Origin of the sequence: Helicobacter pylori Shi112, from assembly GCF_000277405.1 — a bacterium.
Classification (GTDB): domain Bacteria; phylum Campylobacterota; class Campylobacteria; order Campylobacterales; family Helicobacteraceae; genus Helicobacter; species Helicobacter pylori_C.
On the sequence record NC_017741.1, the window covers coordinates 1443611 to 1460645 of the forward strand.

At 34.6% G+C, this 17035-nt stretch carries 13 protein-coding genes, 2 rRNA genes and 1 pseudogene; 3 read left to right on the plus strand and 13 right to left on the minus strand.

What is annotated here, in order from left to right:
* Position 1 precedes the first annotated feature (1 nt).
* Genes HPSH112_RS08895 through HPSH112_RS07010 form a run of 7 tightly spaced genes read right to left on the minus strand, consistent with a single transcriptional unit; the run spans position 2 to position 7812 of the window.
* Positions 2–130, minus strand: a complete 129-nt coding sequence (locus HPSH112_RS08895; protein WP_000243255.1) for a hypothetical protein — start codon at positions 128–130, stop codon at positions 2–4.
* A complete protein-coding gene (locus HPSH112_RS06985) occupies positions 130–2064 on the minus strand; it encodes a type IA DNA topoisomerase (RefSeq protein ID WP_000277567.1) in 1935 nt (644 codons plus the stop codon). The genes HPSH112_RS08895 and HPSH112_RS06985 overlap by 1 nt, the downstream gene beginning before the upstream one ends.
* Positions 2057–4555, minus strand: a complete 2499-nt coding sequence (locus HPSH112_RS06990) for a VirB4 family type IV secretion/conjugal transfer ATPase (RefSeq protein WP_000478386.1) — start codon at positions 4553–4555, stop codon at positions 2057–2059. Before HPSH112_RS06990 ends, HPSH112_RS06985 begins: the two co-directional genes overlap by 8 nt.
* Before the next feature lie 12 nt (positions 4556–4567).
* Positions 4568–4828, minus strand: a complete 261-nt coding sequence (locus tag HPSH112_RS06995) for a hypothetical protein (protein WP_000602756.1) — start codon at positions 4826–4828, stop codon at positions 4568–4570.
* Positions 4829–5131, minus strand: a complete 303-nt coding sequence (locus HPSH112_RS07000; protein ID WP_000649843.1) for a TrbC/VirB2 family protein — start codon at positions 5129–5131, stop codon at positions 4829–4831. It lies immediately after the preceding gene.
* Entirely contained in the window at positions 5121–7037 is a 1917-nt protein-coding gene (locus HPSH112_RS07005; RefSeq protein WP_000332153.1) for a toprim domain-containing protein, read from the minus strand. The genes HPSH112_RS07000 and HPSH112_RS07005 overlap by 11 nt, the downstream gene beginning before the upstream one ends.
* A 10-nt stretch (positions 7038–7047) precedes the next feature.
* Positions 7048–7812 (minus strand): hypothetical protein, encoded by a 765-nt coding sequence (locus HPSH112_RS07010; protein WP_000667750.1) that lies wholly within the window; start codon positions 7810–7812, stop codon positions 7048–7050.
* A 423-nt stretch (positions 7813–8235) separates the two neighbouring features.
* Between HPSH112_RS07010 and HPSH112_RS08820 the strand changes: the two are divergent.
* Positions 8236–8482: pseudogene (locus HPSH112_RS08820) on the plus strand (hypothetical protein); the annotation flags it as partial.
* A 123-nt stretch (positions 8483–8605) separates the two neighbouring features.
* Here the strand turns inward: HPSH112_RS08820 and rrf are convergent.
* The 6 genes from rrf to queF all read right to left on the minus strand — a co-directional run bounded on the left by rrf (position 8606) and on the right by queF (position 15734).
* Positions 8606–8723, minus strand: a 5S ribosomal RNA gene (gene rrf, locus HPSH112_RS07015).
* Positions 8724–8954: 231 nt separating this feature from the next.
* A 23S ribosomal RNA gene (locus tag HPSH112_RS07020) occupies positions 8955–11841 on the minus strand.
* A 752-nt stretch (positions 11842–12593) separates the two neighbouring features.
* Positions 12594–13934 carry a PDDEXK-like family protein gene (locus tag HPSH112_RS07025; protein WP_001287054.1) on the minus strand — a complete coding sequence of 447 codons (1341 nt, stop codon included), beginning with the start codon at positions 13932–13934 and terminating at the stop codon, positions 12594–12596.
* A 15-nt stretch (positions 13935–13949) separates the two neighbouring features.
* Positions 13950–14312, minus strand: coding sequence for a hypothetical protein (locus tag HPSH112_RS07030; protein ID WP_001293550.1), 363 nt, complete (start codon positions 14310–14312; stop codon positions 13950–13952).
* Between the two features lie 20 nt (positions 14313–14332).
* Positions 14333–15025: a hypothetical protein gene (locus HPSH112_RS07035; protein WP_000331765.1), complete on the minus strand. Its 693-nt coding sequence runs from the start codon at positions 15023–15025 to the stop codon at positions 14333–14335.
* Between the two features lie 268 nt (positions 15026–15293).
* Positions 15294–15734, minus strand: coding sequence for a preQ(1) synthase (queF, locus tag HPSH112_RS07040; RefSeq protein ID WP_000187076.1), 441 nt, complete (start codon positions 15732–15734; stop codon positions 15294–15296).
* Positions 15735–15792: 58 nt separating this feature from the next.
* On the opposite strand from queF, the gene rsfS reads away from it, so the two are divergent.
* Positions 15793–16134, plus strand: coding sequence for a ribosome silencing factor (gene rsfS / locus HPSH112_RS07045; protein ID WP_001042231.1), 342 nt, complete (start codon positions 15793–15795; stop codon positions 16132–16134).
* 7 nt (positions 16135–16141) lie between these two features.
* Positions 16142–17035: a tRNA (adenosine(37)-N6)-dimethylallyltransferase MiaA gene (miaA, locus tag HPSH112_RS07050; protein WP_080024728.1), complete on the plus strand. Its 894-nt coding sequence runs from the start codon at positions 16142–16144 to the stop codon at positions 17033–17035.

Sequence of the window (17035 nt, forward strand, 5' to 3'; positions counted from 1 at the left end):
TTTATGCCTTAAAGCCTTTTTGTGGATTTTCTAAGTTCGCGCAAGGGCTTTTATACATTTCATATTGTTTATTGGAGCAACCCATAAGAATAATGACTGCATAGCAAATAGATACAAGTTTTAATACCATCAATTATCCTTTTTGGGCATTTTTTTACTATGTTCTTCTATAAACTTCATGCACGCAAACTTGTCTTTTTTCGTCATATCAGAAGCTTTTATTTGAAGAGTTTTTTCTATAGTTTCTACAAAATTAAGTTGTTTTTCAGTTGGAGGTATCATTTCTTTTTTTGTAGCAGAAATGTTGTTATTGCTATTATTTCTATATAAGTTAGAAATTTCTGTGCCTAATTTCTTTTGGATATTTTGCATTAAATCAAGATAAGCACTTTTACCATCTTTTATAATCATATCTAACATTTCTTCTAATTTTTTTGTAAAACTATTATCCACTTTAGAAATAGCAATCCATTGTGTTTGGTTATCATTCAAAAAGAAATCAACAATGCTTTTACCAAGAGCTGTGGGCGTGATCTTACTATTTTTGCCCTCTAATGTAATGTAATTTTTGTTTTTTAAGATCTCAAATACACTTGTATAAGTGCTAGGTCTTCCTATGCCATAGGTTTCCATCATTGCGATAAAAGTGCTTTCAGTATAAGGGCTAGGAGCTTTAGTTTTTAGTTCTTTGATATTAAAATCTAAAATAGGCATTTGAGTTTTTAATTGCAAGCTAGAAAAATCAAGATCGCTTTCAATCTCTTCTTCATCTTTCTTTTCTTCTTCTAAGTCTTTAATCGCTTTAAAGCCTTTAGATTTGAGTTTGCTAAAACTGCATTTAAAGCTGTGCGTTTTTACTTTAAAATTTAAAGTTGTGTTTTCGTAAATAGCGTTTTTACTTTGAGAGCAAATGGTGTTAAAAAAGATAAGCGTATAGACTTTTAAATCATTAATATCTGTAATATTGTGTTTCTCGCACACTTTTTTAAGATCTTCATAGCAGTGAGGGTGTGTAATTCTTATAGCCTCATGCGCTTCAGCTTGTGAATTTTTACCAGCCCTATATTCTCTGTACTCATACACGCTAGGATAAATATTTTCAAAAAACGCTTGATGCTCTTGCAAGTATTCTTTACTTAACGCTTCACTATCGGTGCGAATATAAGTAATCAATCCAGCTTCAAAAAGTTTTTGGGCGTGTTCTTGGATTTGCTTAACGCCCATTTCTAAAATTCTAACCCCATCTTTTAAAAGATTAGAAGTGGTGAAAGGTTTAGGTGGAGATTTTTCTTTATCTTTTTGCTCTACTGCGTCTAAAAAAGCTAAGGGGTTAAGATTGTTTTTTAAGTCATTTAAAAAGTTTTGGGCTAATTCTTTGGTCTCAAACACTTTCCTTTTATTCTCTTCTACTAAAGTAATAGAGATTTGAGAACCTAACACATCAATAATAGCTTCTATGCTATAACTTAATTTCTCATCAATATTCTTTTGTTCAAAGGCTTGGATTTTTCTGTCTAATTCTACTAAAATGGAAAGAGCAGGAGTTTGAACCCTACCAGCACTCACTTCAAAATTTTTAATGTTTTTGCGCAAATAAGGCGTTAAAGTAAAGCCTACAAATTGATCGCTTACAATCCTACCTAGCCAACTATAATATAGATTGAGATTGCTTTGAGAAAATAGCACAGCATTGTTCAAGCCTTTTTCTACACCGCTTTTTGTGATTTCATGAAATTCAGTGCGATAAATTGTTTTAGCTATATTTTTGATTTTTTCATAAAATTTATAACCTATACCATAACCCTCTCTATCAGGGTCAGTAGCAATATAGACCACTTTATCTTTACATTGATTTATCATATAGTTGATATGAGTGGATTTATCCTTTTTCTTATCCGTGCTTTTTTTGATTTCAAAAATAGGATTAAATTCTTTACTCACTTCAATATTGACTAGCTCAACAAAATGCCCACCAGTCGCAAAAACAAATGAACTTCCTGTTAATTCTTTGATTTTAGCGATCTTATTGGGACTTTCTATGATAAATACGCAGTTTTTATACATATTGAATATTCTCGCTTTCTTTTTTCATTTTAGTTTTTAAATACTCTTCCTTATAAGTTTCTTGGTTTGATTTTTTAAGATCATTGAGGATTTTTCTATTACCAGCATTGCTATCAAGAATATAAAGTAGTTCTTGCAAATCTTTTTTTAAATCAATTTCAATAAAAGCTGAAGCGTTTGTAACGATATTTTTTACTAGCACTTGTCTGGCTCTCATATCCGTGTTGTGTAAGAAATTGATTTCGCTATCGCTTAATGGAACACCGCATTCTATTAGTTCATCAGTATCTTTTGTGGGGTAGATAATCACTTGAGAAAGGTTGCCTATCAAACTCTTTGCTTTATCAATACCTAATTCTTTGACTTGAGATATTTTTTGAAACGCCATGCAAAGTGTTCCATTGATTTTTCTAGCTTGAGCGAGTGCGTTAGCGATATAGTTAAACATTATAGGATGCATAATGTAGCCTTTAGTTTCATCAATGAATAGAAAAAAAGGTTTGTTGTGTTCCTTTGCTTCAAAAAACAATTTGTGGAACAAATACATAGCAATTAGCCCCATAAGTTTTTTATCATTAGCAAAAACATCCATATTGATCACACTTAAAGGACTTTTAGAAAAGTCTAAACAATCTTGAAATTTTTTAAAATAGACTTTTTCCCCTTGTGATTTTAAAATCTCATTAAAATCTTGTTCGCTAGAGCCTAAATTTTTGGCAATTTCTAATAAGTTTATTTGATTTTTTTGTTCACCCATGTAATTATAAGTATCTCTAATAACCTTATCTATAGACTGAGAAGCCTTATTATCTTGTTGGTTATTGCTATCAATATTGAGCATAAATTTAATCCAGTTTGCTAGAAATTGCCTATTTTCTTCTGTATCTTTTAAACTGAAAGGGTTGATATAAAAACCACCATCTGTATTAGCAGTATTGTATTGACCTTCAAAAAAGTCAGTCATAATCTCCAAACCATTCATTCTGTCAAGAGCTACCACGCTCATATCGTATTTAGTCAGTAAATTGGCGATTAAAAAACTAATAAAAGTGGATTTACCGCTCCCTGTGCTACCAATTATCATGGTATGACCTACAACATTGTCGTTTCTATCTCTACCTTGCTTAGCTTGAAAATTGAAAAAGTGGGCTGATCCATTTTGATTTTTAAACACGCTGATAGGACAATCCCCCCAACTATTTTCTTTAAAGCCTTCTTGATATTTTTCAAACATAATCAAACTAGCAATATTTTGGCTAGTTTGAGGTCTTAGGCGTGAATTTAAAAAGTTTCTTTCAGGAAAAAATGAAAAAAATATAGGACGCATATTGATGCTTTCTAAAACCGCTGAAAAGCCTTCTTTTTTCAAAGTGTTATATACAATAATTGATTTTTTATCTAATTCTTTTTTAGAATTAGCAAAAACCATGATCGATAAACTAACTTTTTGTATTTGCGCTCTGTCAGTAGAAACCATTTGCTCTAAATATTCTATATTTTGATAGCTAATATCTTTAGAGCGTTTTTTACGCTCTCTAATAAAAAACAAAGCTCTTTCTTTATCCATAGCTTCTATAGTGAGCAAAATATCTAAGTTAAACTTTTCACACAAAAGATTAGATAAAGCCAAAGAAGTGATATTATCCACATCATAAGCTTTCACAGCAATAAAACGCTTAAAAGTCTCTATTCCGTTATAGTCATGTATAAAGTGGTCTTTTTTAAAATATAAATGAGATTGGATATTCCCATCGCTCAATCGTCCTTGTTTGTATTTAAAATCACAATAATGACCATTACAATATTCAGCGTATAAATTCAATAGATCGTCTGAACTTAAAAATTTAGGCTCAAAGTCTGTTAGTATGGAACTCATCTTATTTAAAATCTCAGCTAAAAGAGTTGCTTTATCTTGCAATTCTTTATTTTCTACCGCATTCTTTTTTATTTTATAAGCTTCCTGTTTTTGTGCTTCTGAGTTTTTAAGATTATCTTTTAAAGGTTTCTCTTCATCATTATTTACATACTTATCAGTAGTCATTTTTGCTTTCCACTTTTCTAAAAGCCCTTTTATATTGACGCTTTTTGTTTCAATAATTAAATAGTAAGTCGTGATATAAAATTCTTTATTTTTTTCATAAGCATTAACAATTTTTTTAGCGTATTTACTCACGCCATCTTTGTTGTAAATAGTTTGAGTTTTTATATCTCTTCGTTTAGCAACAATTCTTAGAGTAACACCATCTATCAATTCATTTAAAGCTTGTGTTCTGTATAAAAATTGTGTAGCCACATCTTCTTTATCAAAATTTGAATAAGTTATTCCATTTAAAGATATTGCTCCTACTAAGTTTCCTTTATGCGTTAACACAAACTTTTCATCAAATTTTCCATTAATATTGTTTTCTTGAACTAAAGAATATTGTCTAGGAATACAAGAACTTAAGAAATTGAAAATAAATTTTTTAAAACCTTCTAAACCAAGAAACATTTTTAAAACTCTTTAAGCATAATATTCTTTAGTGTCATTTTTTAGCGTTAGGTTTGCCAAAATAATGTTTGTAATATCTTCATCAAAAAATTCTAGTATGTAAAACATTGTTATTAATGCCACCAATAGCACCACGCCATATAATAAAGACCACACAAATAAGAAAGAAGCGCTCAAAAAAGAAATGATCCAACTATTCATATTAAGCTTTAAAAACTTCTCTTTTTTAGATATTTCTCTAACATTGATGGTCTCTACATAATTTAAAATCATTCACCCAACTCCAAATAATTTATTGGCAATAGTTTGAGCGTTTGCAATGGCAATAGTGGCTAAAATTATCCCTATACATTTCCACGCAATTTCTCCTAGCCTATCTAGGTTTTTAACTACATAAATACCAACACAAATCACAATAACTGCACCTATTGCTTTCATAAAAGGACCGCTAGTAAAATTGATGATTGTTTGTAATGCATTAGACTGCCACACGCCACTTCCATTTGCCAACAATAAATTGGGCATAGCCAACAGCATAAAATATAAAGCTTTTTCTTTGAAATTTTTACATTTCATAATCTACTCCTTGAATTGGTTTTTCATTTTCTTTTGTGTTGTTTTGTGAGATTGTTTGTTCTTGTGGTTTTAATAAGGCTAAGCACTCATTTTTAAGAGCTTCTAATTTTTCTTTTTTCTCACCATCAAAAAACAAAGATTGCTTCTCTATTCTTTCTAAAAAGTTTTTTATCATTTCATTATTGATATAATCATTACCGATTAAATTGGCTAGCTTTAAGTCATCGTTACAGTCCTTAGAATATGGGATAAAAACATTAGGCATATTTTCTGTATGCTTATAAATGATTTCTTCACTAATCTGTGTATAGATTTGTCCATTTTTATCATTGTCATAGGCTAAAACAATATTTAAAGACAAATCAGGTTTACTCACAGGCTCAGGCTTTGTGGTTTGAATTTGCGTGTTCTGTGTAAATAAATTACTCATTGCTTGTTGTTTTAAATGGGTTATATCCATAATGCGTCCTTTTAAAATAATAGGTGTTGCATCATTAGGGCTTTTATAATACGCCCTTGATTGATCCACAGAAACTTTTTTATCTATGTAGTCATAAATACCCAAAGCCTTAGCACAAAAATTGTTAAAGGCACTAAAATCATTGTTACAATTAAAATCTTGACCTATAGTTTGCTGTGTAGGGATAATGATTCTAAATCTTTCAGCAATGTGTCCGTGCTTTTTTTTATTATGGTTTCTTGATGGGATAATAAGCGTTTCTATGCCATGTTTTTTAAAGAGATTTTTAGTATCTTCTAGGCTAATATTAGGCTTATCTTTGTCATTATCTATATCAAAAATAAGCAAGTTAGAAAAGCCTTTGGTGTTATGGGTATTTCTATAGTTATTCTTATAAATCGCACTTGAATAATGGTAGTTTGTAATCACCCTAACTAATTCATCTAAACTTTTTACACTTTCATTAACCCAATCTTTAGCTGGCATAAAATCTGTGCTACTAGGATATTTAGCCCTTGAAAAATGGATAGTTAAATTATCTCTAGTGGTGTTTGTTTTATTTTCAATTCTTGTTTGAGTGCCTTTATATAATTCAAAGCTCTGAACCTTTTTAAGATAGTCAGCGTATTCTTTGCTTTTAGATTGCTCAATATCGCTCAATAATTTTTCTAAAAAAGCGTCTAATTTATTAGCATTAAATTGCCCATTACAGCTTAATAGAATACTTTCATAAGCATTGAGCTTTCTTAATTGCAAATAACTCATGCTATCAATAATGCTTTCACTTAAAACAATATTTTTAATCAGCTTTAAATCCTTAGGGGCAAGCATTTCTATACCTTTTTCCCCCTTATTTAAAGCATTGATAGGTCTGTTTAACACTTGATTATTTAAGCTAGTCATAGGATTTTCCAGGCGTCTAGTGTAAGAAACGATCTTATTAGAATGGCTATTTTTGGAATATAAGAAGTTAGGCACACACATGTTATTATGTTTATCTCTTTTTAAAGAGTGGTTATAGACTAAAAACAGATTACCATTAAGCTTTCTTTTTTCTAACATTTTGGAATTGGTTAAATCATAAAGTTCAAATTGATTGAATTTATCAATAATTTTTTGTTGCTCTTTAAATTTATCTGCTTCTTTACTAGTTAGTTTAGAGGCATTTTCTTTCATGGTGTCATCGTTTATGATTAAACCTTGCGTAAAACCCATTAAATCTAAATTTCTGTTCTTACAGAAATTGATAATATTACCGCTATCAGCTTTATTGTCGCAGTTTAAATAAAACCATTGAAAATTAGCATTTTGCCTTACAAGAAGCTTTTCATTACTATTACTATAAACTTTCCAAATTTTAGTGCTTTTTTGTGCGTTCAATCTATAACCATTTCTTTCTAAAAGGCTATCTAGTGGTAAGTGTATAGCGTTCTTTACATAAGCCATAATCAAGCCTTTATGCGCACCCTCTTAAATCTTTAGATTTAACGCTCAATCTATGAAAAGCTCTTTGCAAATTTTTCAATACAATAGCTTTTTGATAAGGACATTTGTTACTAGGGAGCGCTTTTTTGCTCAAGCTTTTATAGTTAAGCGTAAAAATTGTCTGTGCGTCATTTAGGGGGCTAAAACTAAAAAGTAAGTCGTTAAATTGTCTGAATTTATTAAAAACAATCTCTTTAAGCTCGCAAATTTGATTATTAACTCTATACTTCACGCTTTTTAGCCTTTGTGTGTTCTTTTGTAAAAAGTTAATAATTTTCAAAAAAAAAGGGGAAGGGAGTGTGTTTTTATTGAATTTACTCCCTTGAAACTCCTTATTTTTTGTGAAGTCTTTTAAATAGATATACACATAGCCTGGCTTATTTTTTACCGCTTCAATTAACCCTTGAGCTTCCAAATCATTGATTGCGTTTCTTAAAGACCTATCTACACACTGATGCACTTGCGTGTAATAGTGTCTACTTAATGCAATTTTATTGCTTTTTGAACTTAGTGCAAGCTCACAAAGCTCTCTGTAAAGCCTTCTAGACCCAACCCCACCAAATAAAGTGCTATAAAACCTATCTTCAACAACTTTTCTAAAGATTTCTACATTAACATCTGGATAGTTTTGGAAATAAAATTGTTGTGTCTTTTTGGAAAATTTAACATTGTCTAAAAACATTTCTTGGCACTCTCTAGAATTTAAGTGCAGTTTAGGGATTTTAAAAAACTTCATAAACTTCCTTCTAAAAGAAGTTAGATAAGAATTCTATAAATAATTACATTCCCTAAAGAATGAAAAATCCACCATAAAGAATAAAGAATAAAGAATAAAGAATAAAGAATAAAGAATAAAGAATAAAGAATAAAGAATAAAGAATAAAGAATAAAGAATAAAGAATAAAGAATAAAGAATAAAGAATAAAGAATAAAGAATAAAGAATAAAGAATAAAGAATAAAGAATAAAGAATAAAAACCTAAAAATGCCTAAAAGCGTTTTTTACAATCAAACTAAAGAGCTTGGTTGTGTGAAGCGATAACTTTTTAAAGAATAAAGCTTTCTAAAAACATTTCTTACCACTCTTTAGAATTAGTGCAGTTTAGGGATTTTAACAAACTTTATAAACTTCCTTTTAAAAGAAGTTTAGATAAGAGCTTCATAAACAATTGCATTCTCTAAAGAATAAGCGATCAAGAATCCATACCAACGGCATAGAGAACTTTTGGAGCTTTTCTTAAAAGGGCATTAAGTCAGTTCAAAGGAATAGAGAGAAAGAATTTCTTGCTCCATTTAAAAGAGTGTGAGTTTAGGCATAAGGAAAACCTGTATCAAATTCTGTTAAGATTAATCAGAAAAAATTTTATCGCATTGGATTTTATTTTTTCATCAAACTCGTTTTCTTAAAACCCTAAAAACTTTGAATGAAGAATAAAACTCTATAAAAACCCAACCATCTAAACCAAACATTAAATATTAAAAATAAGATTAAAAAAAGATAAAAAAGCAAGATTAAAAAACATTTCCCTATCCCTGCACCGACCTACATTCCCACTCTTGAAAAGAGCAGTATTATCAGCGATGAAGAGCTTGACTTCCAGGTTCGGAATGGTTAACTGGGTAGTTCCTCTTCTCTAAAGGCACAAGGAAAAGGGAGCTAAAGATAAAACGCATTTACCCTTAACTCCCCTTTCTCTTTATAGGGAGCTTGTTTTTAGAAGATCGTTAATAGCCCTTAATTAAAACGAGTCAGATTTTATCCTAATTTCTCATTAAAGTTTATTATATAAAAGTCTTTATAAAACGCCAACTCTCTTACACTCAGTAAGGCAGTGGTAACTTATCCGCGCTTATTGCCGTTATACTTATACAAAAAGCAAAAAACAAGCCAAACGCTCTATTAGTAGTAGTCAGCTAAACGCATTACTGCGCTTACACATCTACCCTATCAAGCACATAGTCTTTGTGCGAGCTTCAGGGAAAGTTTATCTTGGAGTTGGCTTCCTGCTTAGATGCTTTCAGCAGTTATCACATCCGTGTGTAGCTACCCAGCGGTGCTCTTGGCAGAACAACTGGTGCACCAGTGACACGTCCATCCCGGTCCTCTCGTACTAGGGACAGCTCTCCTCAACTTTCCTACGCCCACGGCAGATAGGGACCGAACTGTCTCACGACGTTCTGAACCCAGCTCGCGTACCGCTTTAAATGGCGAACAGCCATACCCTTGGGACCTGCTCCAGCCCCAGGATGCGATGAGCCGACATCGAGGTGCCAAACCTCCCCGTCGATGTGAGCTCTTGGGGGAGATCAGCCTGTTATCCCCGGGGTACCTTTTATCCTTTGAGCGATGGCCCTTCCACACAGAACCACCGGATCACTATGACCGACTTTCGTCTCTGCTTGACTTGTATGTCTTACAGTCAGGCTGGCTTGTGCCATTACACTCAACTTGCGATTTCCAACCGCAATGAGCCAACCTTTGCAAGCCTCCGTTACTTTTTAGGAGGCGACCGCCCCAGTCAAACTACCCACCAAGCATTGTCCTGCCTGTGGATAACACAGACCAGTTAGCTAACAGAAACATCAAGGGTGGTATCTCAAGGATGGCTCCATAAGAGCCAAAGCCCTTACTTCAAAGCCTCCCACCTATCCTGCGCATGATATTCCCGTTAGCAGTACTAAGTTGTAGTAAAGGTCCACGGGGTCTTTCCGTCTTGCCGCGGGTAGGAGGAATTTTCACCTCCACTACAATTTCACTGAATCTCTGGTTGAGACAGCTCCCATCTCGTTACGCCATTCATGCAGGTCGGTATTTAACCGACAAGGAATTTCGCTACCTTAGGACCGTTATAGTTACGGCCGCCGTTTACTCGGGCTTCAATTCAACGCTTCATCTTGCGACTGACGCATCCTCTTAACCTTCGAGCACCGGGCAGGCGTCACACCTTATACTTCCTCTTACGAGTTGGCAAAGTGCTGTGTTTTTGGTAAACAGTCGGGAGGGACTCTTTGCTGAGACCGCATTGCTGCGGCACACCTTATCGCGAACTTACGGTGCTAGTTTGCAGAGTTCCTTAACCAGAGTTCTTTCACGCGCCTTAGAATACTCATCTCATCTACCTGTGTCGGTTTGCGGTACGGACGACTATGGATATGCTTAGAGGCTTTTCTTGGCACGACGGTATCAGCGATTCTCCCTTTGTCCTGAAAGGACTCAAAGAGCCTGTTTGGGTTTCAAATACAGAGGTGGATTTGCCTTCCCTCCAATCTACGCCCTTAGACTAGCTATTCCATCAGCTAGCTCGCTTAACCCTATGCGTCCCCCCATCACGCTCCACAGTCGGTATTGGAATATTAACCAATTTGCCATCACCTACCCCTTTCGGACTCGGCTTAGGACCCGACTAACCCTACGATGACGACCATCGCGTAGGAAACCTTAGATTTACGGCGGATACAATTCTCATATATCTTATCGTTACTCATTCCTGCATGCTCACTTCATACCGCTCCAGCACTCCTTACCGGTATACCTTCAACGCTGGTATGAACGCTCTTCTACCACTGTGTTTAACACAATCTACAAATTCGGTGTCTATCTTAGCCCCGTTATATTTTCAGCGCATGACCACTAGACCAGTGAGCTGTTACGCTTTCTTTAAAGGATGGCTGCTTCTAAGCCAACCTCCTGGTTGTTTGAGTAGCCACACATCTTTTTCCACTCAGAATAGAACTTAGGGACCTTATTTGGTAGTCTGGGTTGTTCCCCTTTTGACGATTGATTTTATCACCCACCGCCTGACTCCCAAGATACGATAAAAGGTATTCGAAGTTTGATAGGGTTTGGTACCGCGGCGAGCAGCCCTAGCCCAATCAGAGCTCTACCCCCTTTTATTATCACTTGAGGCTATACCTAAATATATTTCGAAGAGAACCAGCTATCACTAAGTTTGTTTGGCCTTTCACCCCTATCCACAGCTCATCCCAACCCGTTTCAATGGGTACGAGTTCAGTCCTCCACGCGCTATTACACGCGTTTCAACTTGGCCATGGATAGATCACTTAGCTTCGGGTCTGCAGCATCTGACTCAATCGCCCTATTAAGACTCGCTTTCGCTACGGCTTCGCATTCGCTTAACCTTGCCAGATACCACAACTCGCAGGATCATTATGCAAAAGGCAGTCCATCACCCTGATAAATCATAGGGCTCTGAATGATTGTAAGCAGATGGTTTCAGGTTCTATTTCACTCCGCTCACTGCGGTTCTTTTCACCTTTCCCTCACGGTACTTGTTCGCTATCGCTCAAAGAGTAGTATTTAGGGTTGGAGAGTGGTCTCCCCGGCTTCAACCTGGATTTCTCGTGTCCTGGCCTACTCTGGATCCTGCTACCTAAGAACGCCTTGTCGCATACAAGGCTATCACTTTCTATGGCTTACCTTTCCAGGTAACTCTGCTAAAGCGTTCTCTTGGATGTTGCAGTCCTCAACCCCGAATGCAAGCACTCGGTTTGCCCTTTTCCCCGTTCGCTCGCCACTACTTAGGGAATCTCGTTGATTTCTTTTCCTCTAGTTACTGAGATGTTTCACTTCACTAGGTTCGCTCTCTAAATTAGAGTAACTAATATCTCTATTAGTTGGGTTGCCCCATTCGGACATCTACGCATCAAAGCTCCTTGACAGCTCCGCATAGCTTATCGCAGTCTAGTACGTCCTTCATCGCCTCTCTTTGGCAAGGCATCCGCCATCTGCTCTTAAAAGCTTGTTTTAAATTTTAAAATATCCTTTAAAACCCGCCCTTTTATAATGAATAACGACAATTGCACGAATATTCTATTAGCGCTACCACTGCCTTAATGAATATAAGACAGAGTTATTGTAGTTTTACTTTACTTTTACATAGGCTATTAACAATGTTAAATCAAATAACTTCGTTTCTCTTTAAAAACTTGCTATAATCGCTCTTAATGTTAAACCCTTTAAAGAAGACTAAAAATGCTTGATCCCTAATCTTTTTTTAATCGCCAAGTTTTATCAGCTAATGAGCTTTTTATATTCAAAAGCTTTTTGACCTCTATAACTTAACTTGTTTAAAAGCTTTTTGGCTTTTATGACTTGTTTGAGTTGTTTCAAATTAAAGAACTTTTTAAAGCTTGTCTTTAAAAACGAAATGTAATTATAGACATGCAATGCTTAAAGTTTGCTTAAATATAAAAAGATTTGGGGAAAGACTGAATAATAAGTTCAGTAGAAGGGTTATTAGGCTGTTGTGAGTGCTTTGAATAGGTGCTTAAAGGGGTATTAGGAGAGTAAGAAAGAGAGAAAGATTAAAGGAAGTTGCACTGGAGATAGAGATTAGATAGAGATTAGGGGGTAATTTATGGGGTTGTAGGGTTCTATTTGGTGGTAGGGGTATTTGTTAGCAAGAAGTAAAGTAGGATAGATTTTAAATCTACCCTTATGATAGCCAACACTCCTATTTATAGTAATGCTAACAATTCTTGCTTAAAGCCCATGCTTTTATTTTTTTGCATATTCTTTAATGTTAGCATTTAGTGTCTCTACTAATGCTTTATTCTCGTTGAAGTAGTCAAAAATAAACTCGCCCAATTTTTCTGCACTTAGGGTTTTATCAATAATACAATCCACAAAATATTCATTGATATTCAATGATTCATTAATATATTTATAATATTTTCCTTTAAACCATTCCCTATTTTTTGTTAGCCCATCTTTTTCATTGATATTAAATTGCTGTGCAATTTCTTGATAGTCTGTCTCAAGAAATTTATTGAATATAGACTGCTCAAATTTTTTACCTGCCGCATTGATTTCAAGATTAGGTTTTTTAAACTTAAAATCTCCTTCATGTGTCATAAGCAATTCAACTCTAAAAAAATTATACTCTTTGAAAATAAATTTTAAGCCTCTCGCCACGTTCTTGCCAAGCTTATTAGTATCAGTTTCGCAAGATACTTCCCACTTCACTCTATCATCGGCACTCATTTTTTCCTCTATTTGTTCTTTAGCTTGTGTTAGAAACTCCACTACTTTTTCCGCCTTAAATGGATTAAAATTTTCAGCTACTTCCTTGGCTATTTCATAATTGACTTCCATTATTTTGTGTAATTCGCTATTCATGTTTTGCTCCTTATGATAAAGTTTGTCTAATAATTTGTCGTATTGCTTGAAAAACACGCTTAAATCATGCAAATTCGCCACTTCTTCTGAACACTTGTTAATCCATTCTTTTATCTCTTTTTTATAGCAAAGGTTTTTAAAAAGTATGCCTTGCTCTAAATTTTCTAGTTTAAGAATTTTTTCATCATTGCCCTTATAAAATAGCTTTGCCTTACTCTCATCTAATTCAAAATCGCCTAAGCTGTTTGGATCAGGCGAGCGTCCTTCTTTTGTTAAATACAAAACACAAATATCTTGTGCATCCTTAACTTTATAGGCCTCAACTACGCCTAGAATATAATCAGAAATTTGATTTTTATTATCGCGTGCGTATATCTTATTTTCTAAAATAATATGCTTAAACCGATCGCTCAAAAACAAATCCATTCGCTTACTGCCATTTGTAGTAACTTCGTTTTCAACAATTTTAGTATCCGCACTATTAAAACCAAAACTTTCTAAATGACACACCTTTAAAAACGCCTTTAAAAACAAGCCTTTTTGATAGTGTTCCCCCATAGGGTCTAAGAATGAACATAAGATTTTAGAATGCCTTACTTCATCGCTCTCACGCATCAGCACGCTAAACACATTGTAATCATGCAAACCCCTAGCTCTTTTCATTTCAAGCTCTTTTAAAGCGAGTTTTATTTCATTAAAAAAAGTTCTATAATCACTCATTTTCTACTCCTTAAATTATTCCTTATGGCTTTTATCATAACTCCCCCCACAATACCATGTAAAGTTTTTAATCTCATACAAAGTGTTGCACAACTCCTTTTTTGCTTGTGGGTCTAGCAAGTTTTGACTCTCTAGCACCTTAAAAGCTTGTTCGTTTAGCATTCTTAAATTGCGGTTGATATTGACTAATGGCGTAACTAACGCACCCGCCCCTGCTTCATAACAAGTATGCCCATCAATCCAATAAGCAAACAACCTGCTAAGACCTTTTACTTCTTCAGCAATTTTTTCTTGCTGTTTGACTAAATTTTGCGTTGCTTGTGCCATAGTTTCTAACGCTGTAGCCATTCTTTCTAAAATTTCTTTATTCTCACTCATTTTTTGACTCCCTTTTTAACTCACACACCCTTAGACTTTCTGTAATTTTCAATTAAAGGTTTAATTTCATCTTTAAAAAGAGCAATGTATTCATCACTTAGCCCTATCGTGCCTGTAGGGTGTGGGAAAGCTACAACTTCGCATTTTTCAAAACTTTGAAACCCTACCCTAAAAGACTTGCCTTCAAAAGGCTTAGTGATATAATTTGGCTCATTTTTAGCCTTACCTAGAAAATTTTCAGCATAAGGTTTAATTCTTTCATCATTTAAAGCCCTTAGCATATCAATCCCAAAGAAGAATAACAATTTAGGCTCTAGGACTTCCAAATGATGCAAAAAGCTTTCTTTGTGTTCTGCTTGAAAAAATGAATGACAGTTTTCGTTATCCATGCTGTCTGCTCCGTTGCTAAGCCAGTTTATCCCTATAAGACTTCTTTCAAACGCCCCCACTTTATCAAAGTCTGTTTCCAAGCAACAATCCCATAAACCAAAAAATTTAGTAATGCGTTTTTGAAAAGCAAAATCATCTTTGCTAGGATAATTGACAAAATTAGAGAAGCAATGCTTTTTGCCTTTATAATCATCTAACAAATTAGCGATTTTATGTGGCTTTTTATCTCCATCAGTTCCAAATTGCAACCCACAAATTACAAGACCTTTCTTTTCATTTTCTTTAAACTTGCTATTAAAAGCTTTGATTTTTGAATACGCCATTTTTGTCCTTTTTTTAACTTTATTAACCCCACATGTATATAGAAAACGCCTAAAATATGGGGTTGAAAAAATTAAATGCGAAATTTGAAAAATTGAGTGGCTAGGTAAGAGCCTAGATGAAGAGTAATAAGAAATTTTAATCTTACAAGAGAGAGAGAGAGAGAGAAGACAAATTTTTGAGAATGAATTTCATTGTCAGCAATCCTAATTTTGATATGCCCAAAACTATAACCAAAAAATATTAACAGATACACAATGAATTTTTAGGTCATTTCGCATTCAAAAGGCGTTTTTCTTTAAATTCCTGGTATTCTTTGATCGCGTAATTCACAAAGGGCTTGATTGCAATCCCACCCCTAGAGGCAAAATCCCCATACACTTCCAAATACTTTGGCTCTAGCAATTGGACTAAATCTAGTAATATCGTATTGATACAGCTCTCATGAAAACTCCCATGGTTTCTGTAACTGAATAAATAGAGTTTTAAGGACTTGCTTTCTACCATTTTATCTTTAGGGATATAGCGGATGTAGATAATGCCAAAATCCGGCTGGGAGGTGATGGGGCAAAGGCTTGTAAATTCCTTACACTCTAGCGTGATTAAGGGGTCTAAATTGGGGTTTGGGTTGGGGAAAGCTTCTAATAACTGGCTGTTGTATTCAAAAATATAGGGCGTTTTAGCGCCTAGGGATTTTAATTCAGGGGTCATTAATCTTCCTTGATTTAAGTTATAATAAGGCTATTTTAACCCATTTTTTAGGAAACTCATGAACAAACGCATAGAAACGATTACGGCTTTATTAGATGAAAAAAAAGCTTTTGATATTACGCATATTGATTTATCCAAAACCCCCTACTTGGTAGAAGATGTCATTATCGCCACCACGCTAGCGAATAAGCATGCCCTTTCTTTATTAGACGCGCTTAAAAACACCCTTAAGCCTTTAGGCGAAGTCTTTTACCAAATAGATGAGTCTAATGAAGAGTGGATCATTTTGGATTTAGGGGATTTGATGATCCATCTTTTCACCGAAGAATGCCGTAAAAAATTTGACTTAGAAGGGTTTTTAAACACCTACAAGAGGGAGAGCGTTCATCAAAACGCCTAAGAAACTCATCGCGCTTCTAGGGCCTAGCGGGAGCGGGAAAAGCGCTCTTTCCATTGAATTAGCCCAAGAATTGGACGCTGAAATCTTTTCTTTGGATTCTTTGAGTATTTATAAAGACATTAATATCGCTTCGGCTAAACCGAGCTTGAAAGAACGAAAAAATATCAAGCATTACGCCCTAGATTACCTTAACATTGATGAAAAAAATAACGCTCCCCTTTTTAAAACCCTTTTAGAGGACGCTATGAGGGTGTCTTCTAAAGAGGTATTACTCATTGTGGGGGGGAGCAGTTTTTATCTCAAATCCATTTTAGAAGGTTTGAGCAGCATGCCAAAAATTAGCGGTGAGGAGGCTGTAAAAATAGAGCAAGAAATCAACTCTTTGGCTAACCCTTATGCATTCTTAAAATCCATTGACCCCACAAGCGCTTTTAAAATCCATCCAAACGACACTTACCGCATCCATAAGGCTTTAGAAATCTTTTATTCCACCCACACGCCCCCAAGCGAGTATTTTAAAACTAACCCTAAAAAACCCTTTGAGCATGCCATCTCATTATTCGCTCTTTCTATTGAAAAAAGCGCGCTTGCAAACAACATCAAACAGCGCACCAAGAACATGCTTGATTGTGGCCTTATAGAAGAAATCAAAGCCCTTTATGCTCAATACCCTAAAGATTCGCAGCCTTTTAAAGCCATAGGCGTTAAAGAGAGCATTCTTTTTTTAGAAAAACAACTCACTTTAAAGAAGCTAGAAGAAGCGATTATCTCTAACACCATCCAATTAGCCAAGCGCCAAAACACTTTCAATAAAACCCAATTCAACAACCTTTACACAGGAAGCGTTGGAGAAGTTAGGCATGCGATTTTAAACCACTCAAAAAGCGCTATTAAAGGATAA